Source organism: Paraburkholderia fungorum (assembly GCF_902833645.1).
Taxonomy (GTDB): domain Bacteria; phylum Pseudomonadota; class Gammaproteobacteria; order Burkholderiales; family Burkholderiaceae; genus Paraburkholderia; species Paraburkholderia fungorum.
In genome coordinates, this window is sequence record NZ_CADFGE010000003.1 from 732,766 (window position 1) to 759,207 (window position 26,442).

23 protein-coding genes, 1 tRNA gene, 1 rRNA gene and 2 pseudogenes are annotated in these 26,442 nt (G+C 61.7%); 16 read left to right on the plus strand and 11 right to left on the minus strand.

Annotation, left to right across the window (positions count from 1 at the left end):
* Window positions 1–16: 16 nt before the first annotated feature.
* Genes HWX91_RS14375 through fdnG form a run of 3 tightly spaced genes read right to left on the minus strand, consistent with a single transcriptional unit; the run spans window position 17 to window position 4,679 of the window.
* Window positions 17–682, minus strand: a complete 666-nt coding sequence (locus HWX91_RS14375; RefSeq protein WP_025647526.1) for a formate dehydrogenase subunit gamma — start codon at window positions 680–682, stop codon at window positions 17–19.
* The gene (fdxH, locus tag HWX91_RS14380; RefSeq protein WP_028194360.1) at window positions 669–1,601 is read right to left on the minus strand and encodes a formate dehydrogenase subunit beta; all 933 of its coding nucleotides are present in this window, start codon (window positions 1,599–1,601) and stop codon (window positions 669–671) included. Before fdxH ends, HWX91_RS14375 begins: the two co-directional genes overlap by 14 nt.
* Window positions 1,602–1,610: 9 nt before the next feature.
* Window positions 1,611–4,679, minus strand: coding sequence for a formate dehydrogenase-N subunit alpha (gene fdnG / locus HWX91_RS14385; RefSeq protein ID WP_081832918.1), 3,069 nt, complete (start codon window positions 4,677–4,679; stop codon window positions 1,611–1,613).
* A gap of 169 nt (window positions 4,680–4,848) precedes the next feature.
* On the opposite strand from fdnG, the gene HWX91_RS14390 reads away from it, so the two are divergent.
* The 5 genes from HWX91_RS14390 (at window position 4,849) to HWX91_RS41070 (ending at window position 8,903) form a co-directional block, all read left to right on the plus strand.
* Window positions 4,849–5,307 carry a beta-xylosidase gene (locus tag HWX91_RS14390; protein WP_244144071.1) on the plus strand — a complete coding sequence of 153 codons (459 nt, stop codon included), beginning with the start codon at window positions 4,849–4,851 and terminating at the stop codon, window positions 5,305–5,307.
* A gap of 113 nt (window positions 5,308–5,420) precedes the next feature.
* Entirely contained in the window at window positions 5,421–6,485 is a 1,065-nt protein-coding gene (gene selD / locus HWX91_RS14395) for a selenide, water dikinase SelD (RefSeq protein ID WP_028194363.1), read from the plus strand.
* A gap of 129 nt (window positions 6,486–6,614) precedes the next feature.
* Window positions 6,615–7,682: a tRNA 2-selenouridine(34) synthase MnmH gene (gene mnmH / locus HWX91_RS14400; RefSeq protein WP_028194364.1), complete on the plus strand. Its 1,068-nt coding sequence runs from the start codon at window positions 6,615–6,617 to the stop codon at window positions 7,680–7,682.
* A gap of 27 nt (window positions 7,683–7,709) precedes the next feature.
* Window positions 7,710–8,765: a permease gene (locus tag HWX91_RS14405; RefSeq protein ID WP_028194365.1), complete on the plus strand. Its 1,056-nt coding sequence runs from the start codon at window positions 7,710–7,712 to the stop codon at window positions 8,763–8,765.
* Window positions 8,766–8,768: 3 nt separating this feature from the next.
* Entirely contained in the window at window positions 8,769–8,903 is a 135-nt protein-coding gene (locus HWX91_RS41070; protein ID WP_025496059.1) for a hypothetical protein, read from the plus strand.
* Window positions 8,904–8,959: 56 nt separating this feature from the next.
* Here the strand turns inward: HWX91_RS41070 and HWX91_RS14410 are convergent, their stop codons facing one another.
* Window positions 8,960–10,270, minus strand: coding sequence for an MFS transporter (locus HWX91_RS14410; RefSeq protein ID WP_028194366.1), 1,311 nt, complete (start codon window positions 10,268–10,270; stop codon window positions 8,960–8,962).
* Between the two features lie 219 nt (window positions 10,271–10,489).
* Entirely contained in the window at window positions 10,490–11,233 is a 744-nt protein-coding gene (locus HWX91_RS14415) for a GntR family transcriptional regulator (protein WP_028194367.1), read from the minus strand.
* A 155-nt stretch (window positions 11,234–11,388) separates the two neighbouring features.
* On the opposite strand from HWX91_RS14415, the gene HWX91_RS14420 reads away from it, so the two are divergent.
* Complete coding sequence (locus tag HWX91_RS14420) at window positions 11,389–12,687, plus strand: MFS transporter (protein WP_028194368.1); 1,299 nt, start codon at window positions 11,389–11,391, stop codon at window positions 12,685–12,687.
* A 2-nt stretch (window positions 12,688–12,689) separates the two neighbouring features.
* The gene (locus tag HWX91_RS14425; RefSeq protein WP_042273764.1) at window positions 12,690–13,577 is read left to right on the plus strand and encodes an amidohydrolase family protein; all 888 of its coding nucleotides are present in this window, start codon (window positions 12,690–12,692) and stop codon (window positions 13,575–13,577) included.
* A 103-nt stretch (window positions 13,578–13,680) separates the two neighbouring features.
* Here the strand turns inward: HWX91_RS14425 and HWX91_RS14430 are convergent, their stop codons facing one another.
* Window positions 13,681–15,003, minus strand: a complete 1,323-nt coding sequence (locus HWX91_RS14430) for an MFS transporter (protein ID WP_028194370.1) — start codon at window positions 15,001–15,003, stop codon at window positions 13,681–13,683.
* 241 nt (window positions 15,004–15,244) lie between these two features.
* On the opposite strand from HWX91_RS14430, the gene HWX91_RS14435 reads away from it, so the two are divergent.
* The 7 genes from HWX91_RS14435 (at window position 15,245) to HWX91_RS14465 (ending at window position 20,855) form a co-directional block, all read left to right on the plus strand.
* Window positions 15,245–15,988: an IclR family transcriptional regulator gene (locus HWX91_RS14435; RefSeq protein ID WP_025496065.1), complete on the plus strand. Its 744-nt coding sequence runs from the start codon at window positions 15,245–15,247 to the stop codon at window positions 15,986–15,988.
* Window positions 15,989–16,063: 75 nt separating this feature from the next.
* Window positions 16,064–17,116: a cyclase family protein gene (locus HWX91_RS14440; protein WP_028194371.1), complete on the plus strand. Its 1,053-nt coding sequence runs from the start codon at window positions 16,064–16,066 to the stop codon at window positions 17,114–17,116.
* Between the two features lie 33 nt (window positions 17,117–17,149).
* Window positions 17,150–17,851 carry an SDR family oxidoreductase gene (locus HWX91_RS14445; protein WP_028194372.1) on the plus strand — a complete coding sequence of 234 codons (702 nt, stop codon included), beginning with the start codon at window positions 17,150–17,152 and terminating at the stop codon, window positions 17,849–17,851.
* A gap of 2 nt (window positions 17,852–17,853) precedes the next feature.
* Complete coding sequence (locus HWX91_RS14450) at window positions 17,854–18,813, plus strand: 3-hydroxyacyl-CoA dehydrogenase (protein WP_028194373.1); 960 nt, start codon at window positions 17,854–17,856, stop codon at window positions 18,811–18,813.
* Between the two features lie 68 nt (window positions 18,814–18,881).
* Window positions 18,882–20,210, plus strand: coding sequence for a short-chain fatty acid transporter (locus HWX91_RS14455; protein ID WP_028194374.1), 1,329 nt, complete (start codon window positions 18,882–18,884; stop codon window positions 20,208–20,210).
* Window positions 20,211–20,262: 52 nt separating this feature from the next.
* Window positions 20,263–20,547: a muconolactone Delta-isomerase gene (catC, locus tag HWX91_RS14460; protein ID WP_028194375.1), complete on the plus strand. Its 285-nt coding sequence runs from the start codon at window positions 20,263–20,265 to the stop codon at window positions 20,545–20,547.
* 11 nt (window positions 20,548–20,558) lie between these two features.
* Window positions 20,559–20,855 carry a YciI family protein gene (locus tag HWX91_RS14465; RefSeq protein ID WP_028194376.1) on the plus strand — a complete coding sequence of 99 codons (297 nt, stop codon included), beginning with the start codon at window positions 20,559–20,561 and terminating at the stop codon, window positions 20,853–20,855.
* 102 nt (window positions 20,856–20,957) lie between these two features.
* On the opposite strand, the gene dhaK is transcribed toward HWX91_RS14465, so the two are convergent.
* From dhaK to HWX91_RS14485, 4 genes and pseudogenes are all read right to left on the minus strand, one after another.
* A complete protein-coding gene (gene dhaK, locus HWX91_RS14470; RefSeq protein WP_028194377.1) occupies window positions 20,958–22,667 on the minus strand; it encodes a dihydroxyacetone kinase subunit DhaK in 1,710 nt (569 codons plus the stop codon).
* Between the two features lie 277 nt (window positions 22,668–22,944).
* Window positions 22,945–23,021, minus strand: a tRNA-Val gene (locus HWX91_RS14475).
* A 111-nt stretch (window positions 23,022–23,132) separates the two neighbouring features.
* The gene (locus HWX91_RS14480; RefSeq protein WP_028194378.1) at window positions 23,133–24,623 is read right to left on the minus strand and encodes a M81 family metallopeptidase; all 1,491 of its coding nucleotides are present in this window, start codon (window positions 24,621–24,623) and stop codon (window positions 23,133–23,135) included.
* A pseudogene (locus HWX91_RS14485) lies at window positions 24,620–24,865 on the minus strand (Zn-dependent hydrolase); the annotation flags it as partial. The pseudogene HWX91_RS14485 and the gene HWX91_RS14480, both read right to left, overlap by 4 nt.
* 231 nt (window positions 24,866–25,096) lie before the next feature.
* Between HWX91_RS14485 and HWX91_RS14490 the strand changes: the two are divergent.
* Window positions 25,097–25,376, plus strand: a pseudogene (locus HWX91_RS14490) (GntR family transcriptional regulator); the annotation flags it as partial.
* Window positions 25,377–25,627: 251 nt separating this feature from the next.
* Window positions 25,628–26,092 (plus strand): hypothetical protein, encoded by a 465-nt coding sequence (locus HWX91_RS14495; protein WP_025496076.1) that lies wholly within the window; start codon window positions 25,628–25,630, stop codon window positions 26,090–26,092.
* Between the two features lie 221 nt (window positions 26,093–26,313).
* Here HWX91_RS14495 and rrf read toward each other — a convergent pair.
* A 5S ribosomal RNA gene (rrf, locus tag HWX91_RS14500) occupies window positions 26,314–26,426 on the minus strand.
* Window positions 26,427–26,442: the final 16 nt, after the last annotated feature.

Genomic DNA, 26,442 nt, shown 5'->3' on the forward strand with positions numbered 1-26,442 from the left:
GCGCGTCTTGCCGATCCTACTTGTCGATTATTTCCTTGAACCAGTTCGGATGATGCTTTCTTGCCCACCCGTAGGTCACGGTACCCCGCGTCATCGCACCGATCGAACCCTTGACCCACAAGGCCGCGTAAATATGCACGACGATACCGACGATCAGCACGAACGCCGCCGCGGCATGAACCAGCGCCGCGAGGCGGATGATCTCGATCGGGAAATAGAACGAGAAATAGCGCCGCCAGATCACAATGCCGCTCGCCAGCAACAGAAGCAGGCAAATTACCATAGTGAAAAATAGCAGCTTTTGACCGGCGTTGTACTTCCCGATCGCGGGGAGCTTGTCCTCGCGATTGTTCAGCACGTCGTCGATCTGCTTCATCCACTGAATGTCGGCGCGGTCGAGAAGGTTGTGATGCCAGAAGCGCAACGCAAGAATTAGAAACGACAGGAACATCACGCAGCCGACAAACGGATGCAGAATCCGCGTCCACTGCCCCCCGCCGAAGATTGCGTACAGCCACGACATCGCCGGATGGAACATGGCGAGTCCGGACAGCGCCAGCAGCACGAACGTGATCGCCGTGATCCAGTGATTCGTCCGCTCATTCGGCGTGTAGCGCTCGATCAGGCTGTTGCCCCTCACATCTTTCAGCACGACGTGCCGATGGTTGTCAGCGTGCTTCATCGGCTACCTCCCGCGAACGGCGTGCTTCGTCGGCTTCATGCTGTGCTTCGGCTTCGTCCGCCTCCGTCACCTCGTTCGGACCAACCCGCGTGTAGTGGAAGAAACCCGCTATGGCCGCGAACGCAATACCGGCCAGCGCCAGCGGCTTCGCGAGGCCCTTCCACAGCTGCACCATCGCGCTGATCTTCGGGTTCTGCGGCAAGCCGTGGTACAGCGTGGGCTTGTCGGCATGATGCAGCACGTACATCACATGCGTGCCGCCCACGCCGGCAGGATCATACAAACCGGCGTTCTCAAAGCCGCGATCCTTCAGATCCTCGATCCGGTCCGCCGCCTGCTGCTTCATGTCTTCCTTGGTGCCGAACATGATCGCGCCGGTCGGGCAGGTCTTCACGCAAGCCGGTTCCTGGCCGACAGCCACGCGATCCGAACACAACGTGCACTTGTAGGCGCGGTTGTCCTTCTTCGAAATGCGCGGCACGTTGAACGGGCAGCCGGTCACGCAGTAACCGCAGCCAATGCAGTTTTCCTCGTGGAAATCCACAATGCCATTGGTGTACTGCACGATCGCACCCGGCGACGGACAGGCCTTCAGACAGCCCGGGTCCTCGCAGTGCATGCAGCCGTCCTTGCGGATCAGCCACTCGAGATCGCCCTCGGTGTTCTCGTACTCCGAAAACCGCATGACGGTCCACGAATGCTCCGTCAGATCGCGCGGGTTGTCGTAAATGCCGGTTGTCGTGCCGATCTCGTCGCGCAGATCGTTCCACTCCATACAGGCGGTCTGACACGCCTTGCAGCCGATGCATTTCGACACATCGATAAGCTTGGCGACCGTGCCCGTCACCGGCTCGCGCACTTGCGGTTCAGGCAAGGTCGTGGCCGAGAGGCGTTTGATATCCAGTGATTGCAGTGCCATCTCTTTTCCTTATGCCTTTTCGACCTTGACGAGGAACGACTTGAATTCCGGTGTCTGCGAATTCCCGTCGCCCACGGAGGGCGTCAGCGTATTGACGAGATAGCCCGGTTTCGCGAGCCCCTTAAAACCCCAATGCAACGGCAAACCAACGGTCTGAACTTTCTTCCCCTCGACCATTAGCGGCTTGATGCGTTTGGTGACGAGCGCGACCGCGATGATGTGGCCGCGGTTCGACGACACCTTCACCCGGTCACCCGCCACCACGCCCACCTCCTTCGCCAGATCCTCGCCGATCTCCACGAACTGCTGCGGCTGCACGATCGCATTCAGGCGCGCGTGCTTGGTCCAGTAGTGGAAATGCTCGGTCAGACGATAAGTGGTCGCCGTATGCGGGAAATTCTCGTGCGTGCCGAATGCCGCCCGGTCGTCCGGGAACACGCGCGCCGCCGGATTGTTGACGGCCACCTTGTTCTCAGGATGCAGCGGGTTGTAGCCGAGCGGTGTTTCGAACGGTTCGTAATGCTCGGGGAACGGTCCTTCCACCAGACCATCGCGCGAGAAGAAACGCGCCACACCCTCCGCATTCATGATGAACGGATTCATGCCGTTTTCCGGCGGTTCGTCCACCTTGAAGTCGGGAATGTCCGGTCCGCTCCACGTCTTGCCGTTCCACGCGATCAGCTTGCGGGTCGGGTCGAACGGCTTGCCGCTGACGTCGCACGACGCGCGGTTGTACAGGATCCGCCGGTTCGCGGGCCATGCCCACGCCCAGTTCAACGTATTGCCGATGCCTGTCGGGTCCGAGTTGTCGCGCCGGCCCATCTGGTTGCCCGCCTGGGTCCACGCGCCGCAGAAAATCCAGCAGCCGCTCGCCGTGCTGCCGTCGTCGCGCAACTGGGCGAAACTTGCCAGCTGTTCGCCCTTCTTTGCGAGAACCTTGGTCTTGTCGGTGGGATCCGTGACGTCGGCCAGCGCGCGGCCGTTGAACTCCATCGCCAGTTCTTCCGGCGTGGGGCTTTCCGGGTCGGCGTAAGGCCAGGTCATGTTGAGAATCGGATCGGGGTACTTGCCGCCCTGCTCCTTGTAGGCGCGGCGCATGCGCAGCCACAATCCCGACATGATCTCCAGATCGCTTCTCGCTTCGCCCGGCGGCGTGGCGCCCTGCCAGTGCCACTGCAGCACACGGCTCGAGCTCACCAGCGAACCGCGTTCTTCCGCGAAGCACGAGGTGGGCAAGCGGAAAACTTCCGTTTGAATCTTCGACGGATCGACGTCGTTGAACTCCCCGTAGTTCTTCCAGAACTCCGACGTTTCCGTGGCGAGCGGATCCATGACGACGAGCCACTTCAGCTTGGCCAGACTCGAACCGATCTTGGCCTTGTTCGGCGCCGCCGCGAGCGGGTTGAAGCCCTGCGCGATGTAGCCGTTCATCTTCCCCTGATTCATCAGTTCGAAGACTTGCAGCATGTCGTAGGACTTGTCGAGCTTGGGCAGATAGTCGTAGCCGAAGTTGTTCTCGGCGGTGGCGTTATCGCCCCACCATGACTTCATGAAACTGACATGGAACGCGCGGTAATTGCGCCAGTAGCTCAACTGGTTCGGCCGCAGCGGCTGGCTCGCCCGCTTCGCGATGAACGCGTCGAAATCCTGTTCCGCTTCCATCGGCAACGTCATGTAACCCGGCAGCAAGTTCGACATCAGGCCGAGGTCGGTCAGGCCTTGAATGTTCGAGTGCCCGCGCAGTGCGTTCATGCCGCCGCCCGCGATGCCGATGTTGCCCAGCAGCAATTGCACCATCGCGCCGGTGCGGATGATCTGCGCGCCGATCGAGTGATGCGTCCAGCCAAGCGCGTACAGGATCGTGCCGGCACGGCCGGGCACGGCCGTCGACGCCAGCATCTCGCACACCTTGAGGAATTTCTCCTTCGGCGTGCCGCAGCTCTTTTCGACCTGCTCGGGCGTATAGCGCGAGTAGTGCTGCTTCATCAGCTGATAGACGCAACGCGGATCCTGCAGTGTCGGGTCGACCTTGGCAAAGCCGTCGGCGCCGCGCTCGTAATCCCACGTGGTTTTGTCGTACGAGTGCTTGTCCGCGTTATAGCCGGAATACAGGCCGTCCGTGAACGAGAAATCCTCGCGCACGATAAACGACATGTCCGTGTAATTCTTTACGTACTCGTGCTGGATCTTGTCATGCGTGAGCAGATAGTTGATCACCCCGCCCAGGAACACGATGTCCGAGCCGGTGCGAATCTGCGCGTAATAGTCCGCAACCGATGCCGTGCGCGTGAAGCGCGGATCGACCACGATCAACCTTGCCTTGCGATGCGCCTTCGCTTCGGTCACCCACTTGAAACCGCACGGGTGCGCCTCGGCTGCATTGCCGCCCATCACGAGAATCACGTCCGCGTTCTTGATGTCGACCCAATGGTTCGTCATCGCTCCACGGCCAAACGTCGGGGCAAGACCTGCCACCGTCGGGCCGTGTCAGACACGTGCTTGATTGTCGAATGCGAGCATGCCAAGACTGCGGACAGTCTTGTGCGTCAAATAACCCACTTCATTGCTGCCGGCGGATGCTGCGAGCATGCCGGTGGTCAGCCAGCGGTTGACCTTCTTGCCGTCTTCCGTCGTCTCGACGAAGTTCGCGTCGCGATCGTCCTTCATGAGCTTCGCGATGCGGTCAAGCGCGTCTTCCCACGAAATCCGTTTCCATTCATTCGACCCGGCCGCGCGGTACTCGGGATACTTCAGCCGGCTCGGGCTATGAATGAAGTCGATCAGGCTCGCGCCCTTCGGGCACAGCGTGCCGCGATTGACCGGATGATCGGGATCGCCTTCGATGTGGATGATGCTGGACTTTGCATTCTTGGCGTTGTCGCCCAGTCCGTACATCAGGATGCCGCAGCCAACCGAACAGTACGGACAGGTGTTGCGGGTCTCAGTGGTTCGCGACAATTTGTACTGACGGACCTCCGCCAACGCGGGTGCCGGCGAGAAGCCCATCAGGGCCAGACTCGATCCAGCTAGCGTGCTTGCGGATACCTTCAGGAACTGTCGCCGGGTCATGTGGGGCATGAAAAGGCCTCGGCGTTTATTAGGGTACTGATAAGGATTATAGAGGCCGATATGTGTTCACGCAGCCACGTTCGCAGGCTGCCAGCCACGGGGAAATCCCTCTGTGTACGCGCTCTTTCCCGTGCCGACGTGGTCCCGCGCGAGAACGCCTTGCAGTCGGGCATTGTTCATGCTGAATCGATCACTGACTGTTCTCCTTCAACTTCTGGAATTCTGTGCTCCTATGTCTGATCGACTCGTTGCGCCTTCATCAAACCGCACCTTTTACTTCGCGAATGAAGGCCTGAATATTTTGCGTACCGGCCTGATCGCGAGCCGGCTGGCCCTTTCCGCTTCCCTCCTGAGCGGCGTGGCGCTGCTCGCGTTCAGTCCGGCTGGTTATGCGCAGATCACCCAGGGCAGTGGCTCGGAGCAGCAGGAAAATCGAACATCGCCGATGGGCTCGACGCCCGACCCCGCCGCCTCGGCGGTTCACGAATCAAACAAGCCGCAAGCGAAAGAAAACAGCGGCTCGCCAAAGGTGCGCGGCAAGACGGCGGGAAACGCTAACGGCAACGGACACAAGCCCTCGGGCGCCGGCGGCTTTGAAAACGGCCTTTACGGCACGGGTGCGGGAAGCAACAAATAAGCAGACGAAGCGTCGGGCGAGGCGCGCACTGTTGCCGTTCGATGGCGCGCGTCAAACACGGCGCGGCGACAACCCTCATAATTGCGGTCATTCGAAGCCAAAGATTCGCGCCCATGACCGATACGCCCACGCCCACCAGCAGCTCGCCCCGCCTCACCAGCCTGTCGCACGGCGGCGGCTGCGGCTGCAAGATCGCCCCCGGCCTGCTCGCCGACCTGCTCAAACGCAGCGCGCCGCTGCCGTTCTTTCCCGACCTGCTGGTCGGCAACGATACCGCCGACGACGCCGCCGTCTACCGGCTCAACGACGAGCAGGCGATCGTCGCCACCACCGACTTCTTCATGCCGATCGTCGACGATCCGTTCGACTTCGGCCGGATCGCCGCCACCAATGCGCTGTCGGACGTCTACGCGATGGGCGGCAAGCCGATCATGGCGCTGGCGATCGTCGGCATGCCGATCAATGTGCTGCCGCACGACGTGATCGCCGCCGTGCTGAAGGGCGGCGAGTCCGTCTGCGCGGAAGCCGGTATTCCCCTCGCCGGCGGCCATTCGATCGACTCGGTGGAACCGATTTATGGCCTGGTGGCGATCGGCGTGGTCGATCCGCGGCGTGTCAAACGCAATGCCGGTGCCCGAGCGGGCGACGTGCTGATCCTCGGCAAGCCGCTGGGCGTGGGCGTGCTGTCGGCGGCGTTGAAAAAAGACCGGCTCGATTCAAACGGTTATGCCGCGATGATCGCGGCCACGACCAAACTCAACCGGCCGGGCGCGGCACTATCCGCGCTCGACGGCGTGCATGCACTCACGGACATCACCGGTTTTGGCTTGCTGGGCCATACGTTGGAATTGGCCCGCGGTTCGAATCTGACTGCCCGTGTGCGCTATGCGGACTTGCCTTGGTTGCCGGACGTGGTTGACTTCGCTGAAGCCGGGATTTTTACCGGCGCTTCGGGACGCAACTGGGACGCCTACGGTAAAGACATCGTGCTGCCGGCCTCACTGCCGTCGACGGCCCGTACCCTGCTCACCGATCCGCAAACCTCCGGCGGCCTGCTGGTTTCGTGCGCACGGGACACGGTCGACGAGGTGCTCGCCCTGTTCCGCGCCGACGGTTTCGCCGACGCGCGGGTGATCGGCGACATGGTCAGCGGAGAAGGGCGAGTCGAAGTGCTCTAAGGAGCCGGCCGGCTGGCGGACGAGCTGAACCTGAGCGCCCGAAGGCCCGGCTGGGCGGCCCGCCAGCCCGCATTCACGGCGCATGCGATAATTTCGCTTCTCCAGCCGGTCTGTTTCGCCCGTAACCCCTTGAAAAACCTACTCGTCAGCCTCGATCAAGCCGGTGATTTCGATGAAATCATCGACGTGCGCACGCCTCTCGAATTCGCCGAAGATCACATTCCCGGCGCGCTGAATGCGCCTGTGCTGAGCAACGAAGAGCGTGTGCTGGTCGGCACGACCTACAAGCAGGTTTCGCCGTTCGAAGGCACACGGATCGGCGCGGCGCTGGTGGCGCGCAACATCGCGCACCATCTGGAAACGACGTTTGCCGACCGGCCGCGCAACTGGCGGCCGCTGATCTACTGCTGGCGCGGCGGAAAACGCTCGGGTTCGGTCACGACGCTCTTCAATATGATCGGCTGGCCGGCTCGCCAACTGGACGGCGGTTATAAGGCCTACCGGCGCGCGACACTGGACACGCTCGACGCATTGCCGAAACAGTTCAGGTATATCGCACTGGTCGGCCCGACGGGCAGCGGCAAGACGCGTCTGCTCGAAGCGCTGCATCAGGCGGGCGCGCAGACGCTGGACCTCGAAGCATTGGCGGCGCATCGCGGCTCGCTGCTGGGCGCGTGGGCGGGTGTCGCCCAGCCGTCGCAGAAGCGCTTCGACACGTTGCTGGTGTGCGCCCTGCGCAGTTTCGATCCCCTGCGGCCGGTTTTCGTCGAAGCGGAGAGCCGGCGGATCGGTGCAATCACGCTGCCGCTCGCGCTTCTCGATACGTTTCACCAGGCCGCCTGCGTCGACGTGCTGTCGAGCCACGAAGACCGCGCGGCGTTCCTGCTGCACGACTATGCGCATCTGTTCGACGACCCCGAATCATTGAAAGCGCAACTGCAGAAGATGATCGGCTTGCATAGCCGCGAACGTGTCATGGGCTGGCAAAAACTCGTCGATGAAAATAGCCGTGCTGAACTCGCGCGAGAACTGATCGAACGGCACTACGATCCGGCCTACACGCGCAGCAGCCATCAGCATTTCGTCCGCCTGCCGGATGCACTGCCAATTCATTTCCGGCCCAATGACGCCGATGTCGTTGAACAGGCCAAAGCACTGCTTGCGCAACTCGATCACAGCGCGCTCGCTGTGATCTAATCAAAAAAAACCAACGCTAAGACCATCATGCAATCAACCCTTCGACAGCCCCGCGTCGCCCTTGGCTGGATCGTATTTCTGCTGATCGCCGTCGTCGGCCTCTTCTACGTGAAGTGGTTCCCGTACTACAACCGCGCCTTCGTTGCCGCGAGCCAGCACTCCATCGGCAAGTCGATCCTGATGGGCACGTCATCGAGCGCGCCGGCGGCATCGTGGCAGGCGGCCATCAATTACGCGCTGGCCTACGGTAAGGCGATCTGGCAAGCCATGGTGCTTGGCCTTCTGCTGGGCTCGGCGGTGCAGGCGCTGATTCCGCCGCAGTGGGTCGCCCGTGCGCTCGGCCGGACCGACTTCAGCAGCGTGGTGAAGGGTGGCCTGTTGTCGTTGCCGGGCATGATGTGCACGTGCTGCGCGGCGCCGGTCGTGGCCGGTTTGCGCGCCCGCCAGGCGGCTCCGGGCGCGGCGATTGCGTTCTGGCTCGGTAACACCGCTCTCAACCCGGCCACGCTAATCTTCATGGGTTTCGTGCTCGGCTGGCAATGGATGGGCTTGCGGCTCATCCTCGGCCTCGTGACGGTGTTCGGCCTCGGCTATCTGGTGAATCGGATGGTGACGCCGCAAGAAGCCGAAGCCTCGCGCGAAGCGATGGCGCAACTCGTCACCACCGACAACCCGGGTACCGCGTTCACACGCTGGGTAAAAATCCTCGGCACCATGACGCTGCGGCTGATTCCTGAATACATCGTGCTGGTGCTGATTCTCGGCGCGGCGCGGGCATGGCTGTTTCCGCACATTGGACCCGGCATCGACAACAGCCTGCTGTGGATCGTCGCTTTGTCGATTGCCGGCACCTTGTTCGTGATCCCGACCGCGGGCGAAGTGCCGATCATCCAGGCCATGCTGTCGTTCGGCATGGCCGCCGGCCCGGCCGGGGCGTTGCTGATGACGTTGCCGCTGATCAGCGTGCCGTCCATGGCGATGCTCGGCCGCTCATTTCCGAAGCGCGTGCTGACGGTGGTCGCACTCGCGGTTGTGGTTTGCGGAGTGGTCAGCGGCTTGCTGGCTGTCGCATTGGGGTTTTAGGGCATGAAACGCATTGCAGCATTCGCCGCGACGAGCTGGTCGGCCGCGGCCCTTCTCTACTTCGGACAGCATTCGGTAGCGCTGATCGTGATCAGCGGGGTGGTCGCGCTGGCCGGCTTCGATCTGTTCCGGCCGTAAGGCGCGATACGTTCGCGCGGCCAGCCGGATTCTTCGGCGCCGCGCCGACGCGCGACCTACGTTGAACGAATCGTCGCCGACTCGAGCACCATCCTGCGCCGCGCACCGATCAGCGCGGCGAGCGCGGTGCCAATCCCCAACGCGAACAGGCACGCCGTAGGCACCAGCATCGGCGCGACCTGACTGTGCGCCACCTTGCCGACGTAAGGCATCAGATTCTGTCCGGCAAAGCCGCCCAGATTGCCGATCGCGTTGATCGCCGCCACGCTCGCCGCGGCTCTTGCGCCCGAGAAGAAGCGCGGGGGCAACGACCAGAAACACGGATAGAGCAACGGAATGCACGCCCCGCCTAGACATAGCGCGGCAAAGCGCAACGACGCGGTCGGCAAGATCAGGCTCGACGCGAAGCACACGACGCCGATGCCGGCCACCCCGCTCATCGCCTTCAGCACGACGCGCTCACGTTTGAGCTTACCGGGCAGCCACAGCAGAAGCAGCGTCGCGAGCGCCCACGGAATCATGTTCAACACACCGTTGAGCGACGACGATACGCCATCGCTTTTCAGCAGCGTCGGCATCCAGTAAGTCACGCCGTACAACGACGTCGACATCAACATGTATGTCAGCGCGAACATGAGAACCTTCGGATCGAGTAGCGCGCCCCAAGGCCGGCTCGATTTGGCGTCTTCCGACGCTTCCCGCTTCAGCGCGGCAACGACGACATCCTTCTCCTGCTGCGAGAGAAACGGCGCGTCCTGCACTGAATTCGGCAAGAACCTGAGCGCGACAAACGCAATCAGAATGGCGGGAATACCGGTGGCGATAAACACCCACTGCCAGCCCGCGAAGCCCCATGTACCGCCCAACGTCAGCAGAAGACCGCCCACCAGCGAGCCCAGCATGTTGGCGAGCGAACTGCCCAGTGTGAAGAAGCCGAGCACTTTGGTGCGATAGCTTTGTGGGAACCACTGCGTCAGGTAGTAGATGACGCCGGGATAAAAACCGGCTTCGGCCACACCCAGTGCGAAGCGAAACGAATAGAAGACGGGCAGCGAGCGCGCGAATGCCATCAGTACCGTGACCACGCCCCAGGTCATCATGATGCGGGCGAGCCAGGTCCGGGCGCCGAAACGATGCAGCGCCAGCGTGCTGGGCACCTCGAAAATAAGGTAGCCGATGAAGAAGAGCGAAGCCCCCAGCCCGTATGAAGCTTCCGTCATGCCAAGGGCATGCACCATCTCCAGCTTGGCGAAACCGACGTTCTGGCGGTCGATAAACGAAATCAGAAACATGACGATCAGCAGCGGCATCAGCCGCCACGCCATCTTCCTCATTACCTGCTGCTCAAATCCTGCCTGCGTAGACATGTCCGCTCCGGTTTTCTCGCCGGCCGCCGTCGACGCTCGTCAGGCGGCAGGTCAGCCGCTACGTCGACAGAATTTGAGGGAACGGCCAGATTGATGTAGTCATATATATGTTTATATGAACTGGCGTCGAGCGCCATGAGGTGATACCCCAATAGGCGCGTACGGTCTGCGGGATGCCAGCGGAGCGCTGGGTCAGCGGGATTCCAGCGGAGCGCTGGCTTAGCGGATTTCCACCTGGTACTGAAACGTCGTGGCGGCGCCGCGAGTGCTGCGCCATTCGAACGGCGTGCCGGCGAAGTCCGACGCGACACGCTGAACCTGAATAACGGGGCTGCCGGCCGCTATATCGAGAAGCGAAGCATCTTCGGACGTGGCCTGTTCTACATTTAGAATTTCCGTGGCGGACGCCACGATCTGCCGGCACAGACGTTCGTACAACGGATACAGCAGGTCTTCGAAATCGCCAAGCGGGAGCGTGGCCAAGGGTTCGAAACGCGCACGCGGCAACCAGATTTCTTCCGACAGAACCGCCTGACCTTCAATCAGGCGCACACGCGACAAATGGATCGCTTTCTCGGCGGCTTTCATTCCCAAAGCAGCGCGAATTTCTTCGCGGGGCTTGACGATTTCGCGCTTGAGCACGCGCGCTGTCGGCCGCACCGGTTTGCCGTCGCGCGACTTGAAGCGGAAGAAGCGAAACAGCGACGAATCGAAACGCGGCCGCCGGATGAAGGTGCCCTTGCCCTGGCTGCGCGTGAGCACGCCGTCGGCAACGAGCAGATCAATCGCCTTGCGAACCGTTCCGGTGGAGACGTTGTAGAACTGCCCCAACTCCGCCTCTGTGGCAATGGCTTCCTCGAGCGCCCATTCGCCTGCAGCAATGCGGCCGACCAGATCGTCACGTAATTGCTGATAACGGGGCAGCCGATCGTCCGGCTTGGTCACAAAAGAGGCCGCTTGCATGGTGCTCATATAGTTGTTCAGAGGAGTAACTACTGTACAACATCGCGCGACAACGACGTGAGCAAGGGTTAATACTCAATGACTTTCCACGACGTTACGGCGATCATTCATGTAGTCATATATATGACTACATGAATGACATAACGGAGACGGCTATGTTCACGTGGTACAAGCAGGGCACGCCCCTGGAACGCAACACATTTTGGGGATGCTTTGCGGGTTGGGGGCTCGACGCGCTCGACGTGCAGATGTTCACCCTGGCCATTCCTGCGATCATTGCCGCGTACGGCATCGACCATACGCAGGCGGGCGCGATCAGCAGCGTGACGCTGATATCTTCGGCGCTGGGCGGTTGGATCGCGGGGGCCTTGTCGGACCGCATCGGCCGCGTCCGGACCTTGCAATTGACGATCCTGTGGTTTGCCGGCTTCACGTTCCTCTGCGCGTTCGCGCAAAACTTCCCGCAACTGCTGGTTCTCAAGGCGCTGCAAGGATTCGGGTTTGGCGGCGAGTGGGCAGCAGGCGCGGTATTGATGGCGGAAACCATTCGTACCGAACATCGCGGCAAGGCTATGGGCGCCGTGCAAAGCGCCTGGGCGGTTGGCTGGGGCGCGGCCGTGCTGGTGTATGCCGTGGCGTTCTCCTGGTTGCCGTCGGACACCGCATGGCGCGTGATGTTCGCCGTCGGCCTGGTGCCGGCCGGCCTGGTTCTATTCGTACGGCGCAATCTGAAGGAGCCGGCGCGCGTCGCGCCGGTAAGCAGCGCACCCAGCCCCTCCGTGCTCGGGCAGATCACCCAGGTTTTCCAGCCGCGTGTGCTCAAAACCACCGTGATCGGCGCCGTGCTCGGCACCGGCGCGCATGGCGGGTACTACGCGATCATGAGCTGGCTGCCCACCTTCCTTGCGAAAGAGCGGCACCTGTCGGTTCTGAACACCGGCGGTTATCTGGCGGTTGTCATCGTAGCGTTCTGGTGCGGTTGCATGGCGAGCGCCTATCTGCTCGATCGCATTGGGCGGCGGCGCAATATCGCCCTCTTCGCGTTCTGCTGCATCGTCACGGTTCTCGCTTATGTCATGCTGCCGTTGACCAACACGCAAATGCTCGTGCTCGGCTTCCCACTCGGCTTGTTCGCCGCGGGCATTCCTGCCAGCCTCGGTCCGCTTTTCAACGAACTGTATCCGGCCGACATGCGCGGCACGGGGGTCGGATTCTGCTACAACTTCGGACGGATCGCCTCGGCGGGCTTCCCTGTCCTCGTCGGCTACATGAGTCATTCGATGTCTCTCGGCATGGCAATCGGCATCGATGCTGCCATTGCTTACGGCCTCGCGATGGTCGCGGTGTTGCTGCTTCCCGAGACCCGCGGTAAGCGTCTGCGTGGCGTGGTCGCTGAATCGGCACCCGATGCCGTCGACTCTGCGCGCCTGAACCTGGACACGCCGCGGAACTGATCATGAGCGACCCTGCATTGCTCGCGCAGTCCCGCGGTTGCCGCGTCGACACTCACGCGCACGTCTTCGAAAGAGGCTTACCGCTCACGGATGGCCGGCGCTACGCGCCGGACTACGACGCGACGCTCGACACCTATTTGCAGCTCCTGAACGCGCACGGCATCGAGCGTGCGGTTCTGGTGCAGCCGAGCTTTCTCGGGACGGACAATCGCTACCTGCTGCAAGCACTATCGCGAGACAGGCGTCGCTTGAGGGGCGTAGCGGTGGTCACGCCCGACGTGTCCGAAAAAGAGCTGGCGGCGCTGCACGCGCAAGGCGTAACCGGCATACGCCTCAATCTGATCGGTCAGGCGTTGCCCGATCTGGCAACGAATTCGTGGACGCCGTTGCTTGAACGATTGTCGGAACTGGGTTGGCACGTCGAATTACACCGCAATGCGCAAGATCTGGCGCCACTGCTCGACCAGTTGCTGAAGGCCGGAGTACCTGTGGTCGTCGATCATTTTGGACGCCCCGACCCTCAGAAAGGCGTGCACGACCCCGGCTTCAGAAGCTTGCTTGGATATGGCGAAACGGGGCGCGTGTGGGTCAAGGTTTCGGGCGCCTACCGATGCGCGGCGTCGGGCTCCGATTTTGTACGCGACGCTATGTGCCGGCTTCTCGAACGCTTCGGCGCCAGGCGGCTGATGTGGGGCAGCGACTGGCCTCACACTCAGCACGAACAGGTGATGAACTACGGTGAGTCGATATCGACGCTGTTGGAACCCGGCATGGATGCAACGGCGATCGACGCGATTCTATGTACAACCCCCGCGTCGTTCTACGGTTTCGAACAGGAGTCCGGGAAAGACACCGCGTCGACAACGACGCTACTTCAACGCGTTTCCTGAGCGAAGCCGCCACGCCAAAGACACAAAGTCCGCCGGGCCTGATCGGCAACGGCGGACGGTTTCTTCAGGCGCTAGTGGCAGCGCCCGTTCTGCTCAATAGCGATCAGCTCTGCGCCATCGCGGCCGAACGGGCTGCGTCGCGCGCGCCCTCCTGATGCATGCGCGTGATCAATCCCAACGCGCAGAACAGCGTAATCAGCACGTGCAGGATTCCCAGTGCGACGACGGAAAGAATCGAACCGGTTGCGCCCAGCAGGTACTGCCCGAGAATCGGCGTGGTACCTGCGAACACCATGCCGCAAATCTGATAGGAAAGCGAAATACCCGTATAGCGCACCTGAACCGGAAATGACTTCGCCAGAATGCCGGCCATCGCCGCGTAATACAGCGAGTGCGGAATCGAGGCGAGCGCCATGCCCAGCATCGCGAGCCTGGTCGAGCCGGTGGCGATCAGTGAGAACATCAGCGGCAACGCGACGATTTCCGGAACCAGCATGTAAATGACCGCTTTTTTCAGGTCCATTTTTGTGGCGAGCACCGCGCCGAACGGCTGCACAATGAGTTGCACGATGATCGCACCGGTAATCACCGTGAGAAACTGCGTGCGATCGAAACCGATGCTCGTAACCGCCCACGACAATGCAAACGTCGTCTTGAAGTAAGTCGCCGACAGGCCGATCACACAAGCGCCCACGCCCATTGCCACTAGACCTTTATGGTTGCGCAAGACTTCGCCGATCGGCAGTTTCGCGACCTTGTTCTTGTCCTTCAACTCCTGCATGGCCGGCGACTCTTCGACACTCATGCGGATAAACATGCCGACCACCACCAGCAACGCCGAGAACAGGAACGGAATGCGCCAACCCCACGTCATGAACTGATGGTCCGGCAGCATCGAGGTCAGCAGGAAGGCCACCGTTGCCAGTAGATTGCCGGCGGGCGAGCCTTGTTGCGCGAAAGCGGAATAGAGAATTTCCTTGCCCTTCGGCGCATGTTCCGACGACAGCACCACAGCGCCGCCCCATTCGCCACCCATCGCTACACCCTGCATCAGACGAAACAGAATCAGCAGCGCGGGAGCCAGCAGCCCGACCTGATTGTAGGTGGGCAACAAACCCATGCCGGTCGTGCAGCACCCCATCAGCATTAGCGTGATGATCAGCGTCTTCTTGCGGCCGACCTTGTCGCCCAGGTGCCCAAAGATGATCCCGCCGATCGGCCGCGCCAGAAAGCCGACCCAGAAAGTCGCGAACGCCGCGAGCGTACCGGCCAGCGCGGAGGTGGTCGGGAAGAAGATCTTGCCGAGCACCAGCGCCGCCGCCGTACTGTACGCATAGAAGTCATACCATTCGATCGTTGTCCCAACGAATGATGCGATACCCGCTTTGCGGGCATTCCGGTGTTGCGTTTCTAGCGTGAGCGCCATCGTGGTACGTCTCCGTTTGTGTCGCGAATGCACGGGGTGGATTCAATCTCCACCCATCGCATTTGTTCGCTTATTGAACTTACTTTCCGTTAGCGAACAAGAAGCGCGACTATAGGGACCGCTCGCGACGGGCGTCAATTAAGGGATTACCCGCAGTCACCTAGGAAGTAAGACTCTGGCCAGCTAGGTGTATACCCCTCCCCTATTGCCATCCGGTTATCGAAATGCCGATAATATTCTCATGGATGTGAAAACCGCAGTACGCGTCTTCGACGTGATAAACCTCTTTGCCGAAGTGCGGCAACCCATGATCTACAGCGAAATCGCGCGTCGAACCGAGATCCCGCTGTCGAGTTGCCACGCGCTTTTGCAAACCATGGTCGCCAAGGGCTACCTGTACGCGCCGGGCGTGAAGGCCGGCTATTACCCCACGCAACGGCTATTGCACGTGGCGCGCGACATTTGCAGCGAAGACCCGCTGACGCTGTTGTTCCAGCCGCTACTCACGTCCCTGCGCGACGCCACCGGTGAGACCGCGGCGCTCGCCACCCTGGCCGGCAATCGCGTCGTCTACCTCGATGTAATGGAGTCGCGCCAGAAGATTCGCTATAGCGACGAGCCCGGCGGCTTCATGTACGTGCATGCCAGCGCGGCGGGCAAGGCCTTGCTCGGTGCCCTCTCGACGGATGCGCGCCGCAAGCTGCTCGACAGTTGCGAGCCGTGGAGCGCGTCGACCGATGGCACGGTGATCGATCGCAAAACACTGGAGATTGAAGTCGAGCAAGGCGTGAAAAACGGCTGGCATCGCTCGACGGGTGAAAACGTCGAAGACGTGGCCGGGTTGGCGCGTGGCTTCCTGATTCACGGCGAGGCGTTCGCGCTCGTGATCGGCGGCCCGAAAGCCCGGCTCCTGAAGAACGAACCGCGCGCGATCGAAGCGCTGCTTGAAATTTACGGCCAGATCCCGCCCGCGCTGCTGGCGTGAGGATGTGTTGCACGGCTCGACGCCTGTGCGTGCGATCAGTGCAACGCTTAGGCCAGACCGGTAGAGGAAGCTGAAATGCGCTGGAAGAACAAACCCGAAGGATCCAACTGGGGCGACTTCGGCCCCGACGACCAACTCGGCCGGCCGAATCTGATCGGCACGGAACAGGTGCTCAAAGGCGCACGTGAAATCCGCGCGGGGTTGAGCTTTTGCCTTTCGCTGCCACTCGACTTTCCCGGCGACAGCAAGCTGAACGTGCGCCGTCATCCGCCCGTGCTGCGCCCGACCTTCAGGGACGATCTGCCCTACGTCAACTTCCCGCTTGCGCGCAACGAAGCGGGCGCCGCCGACGTACTTAGCGACGATCAAGTGCTGCTGAGCCTGCAGTACTCGACACAATGGGATTCGCTCGCGCACGTCGGCGCACGCTTCGACGCAAACGGCGACGGTGTGCCCGAGAGCGTCTACTACAACGGCTACCGTGCCGATGCGGATATCGTCGGTCCGATCGAGTATCGGGCGGATGAAGGCTTCGCGCCGCATGCCTGCGGCGGCGAACACAGCCACGCTGACGTGCTCGGCATCGAGAATCTCGCCGTGAAGGGCATGCAGGGCCGCGGCGTACTGGTCGATCTGGTGGCGCACTATGCACGCGAGTATCGAACGGTCGGCTACGACGATCTGATGTTCGCGATCGAAGCCGACCGTGTCGAGATCGAGCCTGGCGACATGCTGGTGCTGCGTACCGGTTTCGCCGAGATGGTGCTGGAAATGAACCGCCAGCCCGACGAGTCAGTGCTCAACGCTCATTGCTGCGCACTCGATGGCCGCGACGAACGTCTGCTGCAATGGATCACCGATTCCGGCATCGCCGCGCTCGCTGCCGACAACTACGCGGTGGAACGCTTTCCGGCGCGCGCGCCAACCACGCCGGGCGAGCATCCGTTGTTGCCGCTGCATCACCATTGCCTATTCAAGCTCGGCTTACCGCTAGGCGAACTCTGGTACCTGCACGACCTCGCCGCGTGGTTGCGTGCGAACGGCCGCTCGCATTTCATGCTCACGGCGCCGCCGCTCCGGTTGCCCGGCGCGATGGGTTCGCCGGTCACACCGATCGCCACTGTCTAAGTCTTCCTCTTCTTACTACACCGAATCCGAAGCATGACTAAAGAACGAGTTTTGATTACCGGCGGCGCTGCCGGCATCGGCGCCGCGTGTGCTGAGCGTTGCAAGGCGGACGGTTACGACGTGGTCGTGATCGATCGCGTCGGCAATGGCCTGCTCGCCGATCTGTCGGACCCGCAGGCAACCGCGGCGGCGCTCGAACGTGCACTCGAAGACGGTCCGATCACACGTCTCGTCAACAACGTCGGCGTGGTTGTGCCGGCGAGCGCGGAAGCGCAATCGCTCGAAGAACTCGAACGCGCGTGGGCGCTCAACGTGCGCTGTTCGCTTCAATGCATGCAGGCGTTGCTGCCCGGTATGAAGGCGGCCAGCTTCGGCCGGATCGTGAACATGTCGTCGCGCGCGGCGCTCGGCAAGGAATTGCGCACTGCCTATTCGGCAACCAAGGCCGCGCTGATCGGCATGACACGCGTATGGGCGCTCGAACTCGGCGCGTTCGGTGTGACCGCCAATGCGATCGGTCCGGGCCCGATCCGCACCGAGTTGTTCGATCACGCAAATCCGCCGGATGCGCCGCGTACGCGCGCAATCATTGAGAGCGTGCCGGTCAAGCGTGTGGGCACGCCGGATGACGTCGCACACGCCGCGTCGTATCTGCTCGACGCGCGCAGCGGTTTCGTGACCGGCCAGGTGTTGTACGTATGCGGCGGCATGACCGTCGGCGTCGCGGGAGTGTGAACATGAACGCACAGGCGATACGGCGTGCGGGGATTGTCGGCGGCGGAAGTATCGGCATTGCCTTCGCCGTGGTGTTCGCGCGAGCCGGTTGGCGCGTGCGCCTGTTCGATCCGGCTGCCGAACGGCGCGCGCTTGCGTCAACGGAAATCATGCAGCGTCTCGAAGAATTGACCCGCTTCGGGCTGCTCGACGAATCCCCTCACGACGTGGCCGCACGCGTCGAAATCGTAGCGACGCTGGAAACGGCCGCGGCCGACGCCGATCTCGTGCAGGAATGTGCGCCGGAGCGTGAAGAGATCAAACGCGAACTGTTCATCGCACTCGATCGCGCGGCGCCACCGCACGCAATTCTGGCAAGCGCGTCGTCGTTTCTCGCAGCGTCGCGCTTTGTCGATGAAACGCTGCCGGGACGCGGCCGGTGCCTTGTCGCGCATCCGGGCAATCCGCCGTATCTGATCCCGGTCGTCGAAATCGTGCCCGCGCCCTTTACCGCGGACGACGCCGTGGCACGTGCAATCACACTCTTCACCGAGGCTGGTCTGAAACCGGTGCGCGTCGCAAAAGAAGTAGAAGGCTTCATCTTCAACCGGCTGCAAGGCGCGCTATTGCGCGAAGCGTATTGCCTCGTGCGCGACGGTGTGGCCTCCGTGGACGATGTCGATACCGTCGTACGCGAAGGGCTCGGATTGCGCTGGTCGGTAATCGGACCGTTCGAGACCGTCGATCTGAATACGCGTGGCGGCATCGCTTCGCATGCGCAGAAGATGGGACCGTCGTATGCGCGCATGGGCGCGGAACGCGGTCAGAACGATCCATGGACACCCGAACTCGTCGCCGATGTTGAAGCGGCGCGCCGCAGCACTTTGCCGCTCGAACAGTGGGAAGAGCGCGTGGCGTGGCGCGACCGTGCATTGATGCGACTGATCCGCTATCGCAAGGATTCCGCGCAAAACGATTCGTAAGCAGCACACGCCGTACTCGCCTAGCATGACCCGATAAATATTATTCGACCACCGTCAGAGACAGTCACATGCAGAAAATCACCGCTTTCTTTACGGAGCTGATGCGCAAGTATCTGCCCGATCCCTTCGTCTTCGCCATCGGCCTCACCCTGCTCACGATGATTCTCGCCGTGCTGGTTCAAGGCCAGGCGGTGAGCGCGCTCACCCTGAGTTGGGGGAAAGGCTTCTGGGCGCTGCTCGCGTTCACGACTCAAATGGCGGTGATTCTCGCGGCGGGTTATGTACTCGCGACCGCCCCCCTCACCGAGCGCTTTCTCGATCGGCTCGTCGCGCGAGTGCACGATCCGCGCATGGCGGTGATCGTCGCGACGCTAGTCGGCGGGATTGGCAGCTATCTGAACTGGGGCTTCGGCCTGGTGATCGGCGGGATCGTGGCGCGCAAGCTGGCGCTGAGCATCAAGGGTGTGCATTACCCGTTGATCATCGCGTCGGCCTATAGCGGCTTTACGATGTATGGTCTCGGTCTGTCGGCCAGTATTCCGGTGCTGATCTCCACCAAGGGTCACCCGATGGAAGCACAGATGGGCGTTATTCCGCTGTCGGAAACGATTTTCTCGCCGGCAATGCTGATCACGAGTCTTGTCGTCATCATCACTTTGCCGCTGCTGAATGCCTGGCTGCATCCGAAGCCGGGCCAGCCGGTCACGGAGATCGACCGCGCGCTGAACGACGCGCCCAAAGCCGCGGCGCCGGTATTGGATATCGACGAAAGCAACACGATTGCCCACCGCCTGAACAATAGCCGCCTGCTGAGCTATCTGATCGGCGCCATCGGCGTGGTTTACGTGGCGCTGTATTTCCACGGCGGCGGTTCGATGGACTTGAACCTTATCAACTTCATTATTCTGTTCCTCGGCATCATTCTGCTCGGCACGCCGATTCGCTATGTCGAGAAGCTGAACGAAGGTATTCGTACGATCAGCGGCATCATTTTGCAGTACCCGTTCTATGCGGGGATTATGGCGATCATGGCGTCGTCGGGGCTCGTCAATACCTTCTCGCATTTCTTCGTCAAGATCGCGACGCCTGCCACGCTGCCGTTCTGGGGTTTGATCAGTTCGTTCTTCATCAATTTCTTCGCGCCATCGGGCGGCGGTCACTGGGTGATTCAGGGGCCGTTCATGATCGAGGCGGCCAAGTCGATTGGCGCATCCGTGGGGCATACCGCGACCGCCGTGATGCTCGGCAACGCATGGAACGATCTGGTACAGCCGTTCTGGATTCTGCCGGCGCTCGCGTTGTCGAAGCTGAAACTGAAGGACATCATGGGCTATACGGTCATCATGATGTTCTGGATCGGCATCGTGTACACGGTGGCGATTCTCGCCTGGGGTTGAGCAAACGTCCGGCCGCCACAAAGCGGCCTGTTTATTCGATGGAGAAGTTCGAATGTTGTATCTGGTTCATATGCAGGTTCAGATTCCTGCCGATGCCGACAAGGCACTCGTCGATCGCCTGAAGGCCGAGGAGAAGGCGTTTTCGCAGAAGCTGCAGCACGAGGGCAAGTGGCGCCATCTGTGGCGAGTGGCCGGTCAGTACGCGAATTACAGCGTATTCGATGTCGAGTCGAACGACGAGCTGCATACGCTGCTCAGTTCGCTGCCGCTGTTTCCGTATCTGGTTATCGACGTAACGCCGCTCGCGCAGCACCCGTCCGCTATCGCGCCGAACTGAAAGGAGCACGCATGCCCTATATCATCGAAACGTTCGACAAGCCTGGTCACGCCGACGTCCGCATCCGCGAGCGCGAGACACACCTGGCGTTTCTGGAAGAGCACAAGGCATTGCTGCTTGCCTGCGGCGCGAAGTTGAACGACGACGGCAGCGGTGCCGGCGGCGGTGTGTATGTTGTCGATCTGGAAACACGCGATGAAGCCGAAAAGTTTATTGCGGCCGATCCATTTTCTCAGGTCGACTTGTTCGAGCGCGTGACGATCACGCGCTGGCGCAAGGCGTACTTTGATGGCGAGTGCTGTCTTTAAGCTAAATAAGGTTTGCGCGCGAGCCCGGACTCGCTGTCAGCCGTAGGGGCTCGGGCGATGCTCGTCCCGTGCTGTTCACGGCTCACAAGCTAACCCCCTCCATCAGCCGGTAGCCAGCGCCTCGCGAATCGCGGCGAGCCACAACGCCACGGCATGTGCGCCGGGGTCCGCGTAACCGAGCGCGCGATCGCCGACATAACTCGAACGCCCGCGCCGCGGATGCATCGACGCAGTCTGCGCCGCGCCTTCGGTTGCTGCATCGGCCGCGGCTTTCAAAGCCGCGTCGAGTCCGTCTTCTGACCTGGCGAGCGCGGCATGCAACGCATCGGCGGCAGGTTTCAGCGCGTCGACCATGGTGCGATCGCCCGGATGCGCACCGCCCAACGCCATCAATCCGGCAACACCCTCCGTGAACGCCGCGGACCACGCCTTCGCCGACGATCCCCCCGTCTGTTCGAGCGCAACAGCACCACGCAACAACATCACCGCGTAGAGCGGGCCGGAGGTGCCACCCACCACACGCCGAACCGTCGCGGATAGGCTACGCAAAACGGCACCTGGCGCCGTTTCCGCAGGATAGGCATCGAGTTCGGCGAGAATGCCGCGCGCGCCACGCGACAGGCTGATACCGAGGTCGCCATCGCCGACGCGTTGATCCATCTCGGTCAAGATCGGCTCGGCTTCAAGCAGGCAGGCACAAACGGACTCGATCGCGCGGCGCAGCGTCGCCTCGCGTGTGAGCGTTGCGCCGGTTGTTCGATCTGGCGTAGCGGGTGCGGGCCGCACGGAAACCTGTGCAACGCGACCGCTCAACGCGGGCCATGCGCTGGTATGCGCTGCGGCATCTAGCCAGCCGAGCCGCTCGTCGTCCACGCGTAGCAGTGTCAGCGAGACGCCCGCCATCTCGAGCGCGCTCAGAAACGTGCCGGCCCACGCACGTTCCACATGGATGCTGTTTGCGGCCAGATAACGAAGCGCGGAGCCGGCGACGATGCTCAGTTCGCTAGAAGGCGTGCCGCCGAGGTTGTTCACCAGCAAAGCCACCCGCGCGCCCGCTTGCAACGACAGGTCGCCGACAATCTTCGCAAGCAGCCTTTCGACAATCGCGTCGGCCGGCTCTATCGCACCGCGTTCAACTCCGGGTTCGCCGTGAATGCCGAGGCCCCATTCGATTTCGTCATCGGCAAGTTCGAAGCCCGGCTTGCCCGCGGCCGGCACCGTGCATGGCGTGAGCGCGACGCCCATCGTGCCGAGCGATGCGGCAACCTCACGAGCGATCCGTGCAACCTCGGCCAACGGTCGGCCCGCTGCGGCAGCCGCGCCGGCAATCTTATGCACCAGCACTGTCCCTGCGAGCCCGCGACGGCCCGCATGATCGCCGCTCGCTGACAGCGCGACGTCGTCGGCGACGATGACCATTTCCGTGGGGATACCTTCGGCACGCGCAATCTCGGCGGCGAGGCCGAAGTTGAAGCGGTCGCCCGTATAGTTCTTCACGATCAGCAGGACACCCGCCGTGCCGGCCACGGCACGGATGGCGTCGAGCACGGCATCCGTGGAGGGCGAAGTGAATACCTCGCCCGCTACCGCGGCGCTCAGCATGCCATGACCGACGTAGCCGCCATGAGCCGGTTCGTGGCCTGAACCCCCACCCGAGATCAGCGCGACTTCTCCGCGCGCGGCCACAGCCTCGGCGTCGGCGCGCACGACGATCGTGCCGCCCTGCAATAACGAGAGGTTGGGATTGAGCGCCGCGAGTCCATCGAGCATGTCCGGGACGACCGCGGAGACGTCGTTGATGAGCTTCTTCATTTCGTCAGCTTCCTTTCGAGCCGCCGGCCCTGTGTCGCGAGCTCACGGCAGTCTACGTAGTTGCGAGACCTGAAGACTCAACTGTACCGCGCATCAAGACAATGCGACGGTGGAACGGTGAACGCTTCGGCGGACGAGCCAGGCTGTGGCGAGATAGAGGCAATGCGGAAGGGAGAGACTGACAGGACCGCCGCACGATGACGATGTGCGCCGATGTGATACTGGAAAATGACAGTAGACGAAAGCGGAACCGCTTTCGTCTACGTCACTTGTGCGTTGGTAGGCTCGATTGGATTCGAACCAACGACCCCCACCATGTCAAGGTGGTGCTCTAACCAACTGAGCTACGAGCCTTTAGAGGCGCGAATTATAGAGAGTCCGGGCGCATCGCACAAGTCCGCACTGCAAGTATCTGCACGAGCATGTGTCCATCGGTTCGTCGTGCGGTTAGTCATTGGCGCGGCCTCAGTTCGTCGGCGCCCACGCAGCGTGCGTATCCAGTGGAAAAACCGGGCGCTTCACGTGCTTGAACCTGAACAACCCGTAGTCCGAACTCGTCACACCGCGGCTATCGCACTCCACCAGCGCCGCGGCGATCGGCACAAAAACCGGGCGGCAGTACATGCGGGATTTGAGCAGTAGAAAACGCGCGCGTCGCGGATCGATACCGACGCTCTCGAATACGCCGAGGTCCCATGGTTCGTGCGTGCGCTCGGTCATCACGAGCTTGACCGTGCCCGTATCGAGCACCGCCGCGCGTCCCATGAACGCACGCTGACCGGTATAGGTTGGACCACTGATTACGTATTCGCCATCAGTCAATGCGCGCACTACGCCGGTCACCGAAACCGGCGGCCGCGGCGTCATGGCGTCGCTTGCGATCTTGTTGCCGATCGTCACCGTCACCGTGCTGCCGACGCCCGCCGACATCAGCGCCGCGACGGCCTGCGGATCGCACAACGGCCCGCTTACGATTCCGTCGAGATTCTGCTTGAGCGCCTCTTCAAGCAGATCCATCGTGTCGCACGTGCCACCCGACATGCAGTTGTCGCCGTGATCGAGCAACAACACCGGTTTGTCCGCGCCCTGCGCGAGCGCTGCAGCCTGCGCCACCGACTCCGTCAGCGGCGCGCTGCGATAAACGAAATCCTCGCGTTCGTTCCAGATCTGCCGCGCGATGCGCTCCGCCACCGCTTCCGCCTGTTCGCGTTCGCCGTTCGCCACCACTACGACGCTGATACACGGCGCCTCGATATCGGAAAGCGAGAAGCCCGACAGGACCGACACCGCAAGCATGCCATCGGCCTCGGCTGCACGCGCGGCATCCACGGCGCGTTTCATCGCGCCTTCGGCCGTCGCGCTGCGCAGCGTATGCGTGAGCAACGGCGGCTGGCGCCATGCAATCACCGGCTTCGCGTTGCCATGGATAAGATCGAACATGAGACGCGCCGCATGCGCACCCGTCTCATACATATCGACGTGCGGATAGGTTTTGAAGCTGACAATCACGTCGGCGTTATCGATCATCTTCTGCGTCACGTTGCCATGCAGATCGAGTGCAACGGCAATCGGCGCGTGGGGCAGTGCGGCGCGCACGCGTGCGAGCAGATCGCCTTCGCCGTCATTCGAATTCTCGGCGACCATCGCGCCGTGCAGGTCGAGCATCACCGCGTCGCAACCTGCTGCTGCCGTAACGATCGCATCGCAGATCGCGTCGTAAGCGGCGGCCTCGACCCGGCCACTCGGATTCGCCGACGCGGAAATAGGTGTCACGATCTGTGCATGCTCGCGCTCGGCTGCGTCGATGAACGCGGCCATGGCCGTCTGCATGCCCTTGTTTTCGTTGAACGCGTCCTGGCCGTAGCTCGGGCCGTTACGGCCGAACGCCGCCAGCGGCGTGGCCACCGGCGAGAACGTGTTGGTCTCGTGATTCATCCTTGCAATCAGGATCTTCATGCTTCGATGCTCCCCGCCATTTGCGCGGCGTTCAGCAGAGCGTGCAACAGGACGTTGCAACCGGCCTCCAGGTGATCCGCGCGTGCGTCCTCGATTTCGTTGTGGCTGATGCCGTCCTTACACGGCAGCGCAAAGATCATGGGCGCTGGCACCACGCGTGCGCGATAGACAGCGTTGTGCCCGGCGCCGCTGATCACGTCCATCGACGAAAAACCAGGCGTGTCCGCACCCTGCTGGACCGCGGCGAGCATGTCAGCGGCAAACCAACACGAGCCGACGCAAGCGCCTTTGTCCGTCGCGCCGATTTGCGCAAGTTGCGTGAAACTGTCCCAGCGCCGCGCACCGTCGATACGCAGATCAGCGAGCGTCCCGCCAGTGGTTGGTTTATGAGCTTGCATCGATGGGTCCTCATAGTGAAGACAGAGTGCGCGTCAGACGAAGACGCCCGTTTCACGAATCAACTCGAGTTGTGAGCGACGAATCCGAATCCGTTTCTGCGGCTTCAGTTGCAAACTGATCAAGTAAATGATCCGGCAACTGATCGAGTTTTGTAACGATACACCGCAAGCAGAACAAGAGCGTTTCAGTCAGGCCAACGCGAGAATTCACAAAGCGATCATAAACGCGGTACGCGAACACGACGTGGAGAAAGTGCCTGACCGGATGATCGTTCAAATGACGGAAGCGCCACGTTATGTGAAGCGCATGAAATGCGGACAGCGCGGTCGGCCGATTCTCGATTCAGAGATTCGCTGACGCGTGAGGCCGCTTAGCGTCGCACCGGCTGATAAGCCTGTTAGGAATGGTGTCGACGGGAGGAATCGAACAGGCAAATCCATGCAGAATGAAAGCACAGACGTAGCCGCCGATCGGTTGCGATTAGTTTGCGCCCCGCCGTCTCAACTACCTCAAACTGTCAATTAGGTTTCAGTAACCCCGTGAGGGCTCAACCTTTCACGGCTCGCGCCGTTATTGCATCTGCACAGGCATAACACTGGACCGTCATGGCACAACCTATTCCGTTTTCCCGCAACACCGGCGCTGCACGTGCCCGGCACGACAAAGCGATGCTGTTGCCGATCGCCCGGAAGATCGCCGACGACCTTGCCTTGCGCGTACATCTGGCGCTCGACGCCTTGCGCCGCGGTGCCGGCGGCACGAGCGATGCGCAGACGCTTACACAGGTCATGCTGTTGACGGGTTTCCTGGCGGAGTCCGGTTTTGGTTCGATGAACAGCGCGCAACTCGGTGCCGCTGAGCGCGCGGTATCGGCGGTTTTCGATATCGGCCGTGAAACCGGCGAGTGGAAATTGGACAGCACAGGTTTCGCGCTTTTCTCCGAAATCGCAACGAATTACGATCGGCAACTACACAGCGCGCCCCTTTGGGCGATCACCGATGCCAGCGAACGGTTGGACCGTTTTACCGCAGGGGTGTCGTATCAAGCGCCAGTGCGGAAACGGGCTTAGTGCCCCATCGGGATTTGGAGCTGTCTCATGACAGCGTGAATTATTGGATATGGCTGCGGGGAACTAGAAGGGTTGCGCGAGCGCAATCCTAATCGACGCGGTAGAAACGGAAGCGCATTCCCCGGGGGGAGGATGTTGAGGCCGTATTGAGGGGTATTTCCGGTGTGCGTAAACGCAGAAACCCCACCTTTGTGGGGTGGGGTTTCTGATGCTGCTAGGGAGCCTGACGATTACCTACTTTCACACGGGAATCCGCACTATCATCGGCGTGGAGTCGTTTCACGGTCCTGTTCGGGATGGGAAGGGGTGGGACCGACTCGCTATGGTCATCAGGCATGACTTGTTGTCGT

Excerpts from the sequence above, each read along its gene's own strand:
- HWX91_RS14375 (WP_025647526.1), bottom strand. The coding sequence starts at position 682 with ATGAAGCACGCTGACAACCATCGGCACGTCGTGCTGAAAGATGTGAGG.
- fdxH (WP_028194360.1), bottom strand. The coding sequence starts at position 1,601 with ATGGCACTGCAATCACTGGATATCAAACGCCTCTCGGCCACGACCTTG.
- HWX91_RS14390 (WP_244144071.1), top strand. The coding sequence starts at position 4,849 with ATGCTGAATCGATCACTGACTGTTCTCCTTCAACTTCTGGAATTCTGT.
- selD (WP_028194363.1), top strand. The coding sequence starts at position 5,421 with ATGACCGATACGCCCACGCCCACCAGCAGCTCGCCCCGCCTCACCAGC.
- HWX91_RS14405 (WP_028194365.1), top strand. The coding sequence starts at position 7,710 with ATGCAATCAACCCTTCGACAGCCCCGCGTCGCCCTTGGCTGGATCGTA.
- HWX91_RS41070 (WP_025496059.1), top strand. The coding sequence starts at position 8,769 with ATGAAACGCATTGCAGCATTCGCCGCGACGAGCTGGTCGGCCGCGGCC.
- HWX91_RS14410 (WP_028194366.1), bottom strand. The coding sequence starts at position 10,270 with ATGTCTACGCAGGCAGGATTTGAGCAGCAGGTAATGAGGAAGATGGCG.
- HWX91_RS14415 (WP_028194367.1), bottom strand. The coding sequence starts at position 11,233 with ATGCAAGCGGCCTCTTTTGTGACCAAGCCGGACGATCGGCTGCCCCGT.
- HWX91_RS14420 (WP_028194368.1), top strand. The coding sequence starts at position 11,389 with ATGTTCACGTGGTACAAGCAGGGCACGCCCCTGGAACGCAACACATTT.
- HWX91_RS14425 (WP_042273764.1), top strand. The coding sequence starts at position 12,690 with ATGAGCGACCCTGCATTGCTCGCGCAGTCCCGCGGTTGCCGCGTCGAC.
- HWX91_RS14430 (WP_028194370.1), bottom strand. The coding sequence starts at position 15,003 with ATGGCGCTCACGCTAGAAACGCAACACCGGAATGCCCGCAAAGCGGGT.
- HWX91_RS14435 (WP_025496065.1), top strand. The coding sequence starts at position 15,245 with ATGGATGTGAAAACCGCAGTACGCGTCTTCGACGTGATAAACCTCTTT.
- HWX91_RS14440 (WP_028194371.1), top strand. The coding sequence starts at position 16,064 with ATGCGCTGGAAGAACAAACCCGAAGGATCCAACTGGGGCGACTTCGGC.
- HWX91_RS14445 (WP_028194372.1), top strand. The coding sequence starts at position 17,150 with ATGACTAAAGAACGAGTTTTGATTACCGGCGGCGCTGCCGGCATCGGC.
- HWX91_RS14450 (WP_028194373.1), top strand. The coding sequence starts at position 17,854 with ATGAACGCACAGGCGATACGGCGTGCGGGGATTGTCGGCGGCGGAAGT.
- HWX91_RS14455 (WP_028194374.1), top strand. The coding sequence starts at position 18,882 with ATGCAGAAAATCACCGCTTTCTTTACGGAGCTGATGCGCAAGTATCTG.
- catC (WP_028194375.1), top strand. The coding sequence starts at position 20,263 with ATGTTGTATCTGGTTCATATGCAGGTTCAGATTCCTGCCGATGCCGAC.
- HWX91_RS14465 (WP_028194376.1), top strand. The coding sequence starts at position 20,559 with ATGCCCTATATCATCGAAACGTTCGACAAGCCTGGTCACGCCGACGTC.
- dhaK (WP_028194377.1), bottom strand. The coding sequence starts at position 22,667 with ATGAAGAAGCTCATCAACGACGTCTCCGCGGTCGTCCCGGACATGCTC.
- HWX91_RS14480 (WP_028194378.1), bottom strand. The coding sequence starts at position 24,623 with ATGAAGATCCTGATTGCAAGGATGAATCACGAGACCAACACGTTCTCG.
- HWX91_RS14495 (WP_025496076.1), top strand. The coding sequence starts at position 25,628 with ATGGCACAACCTATTCCGTTTTCCCGCAACACCGGCGCTGCACGTGCC.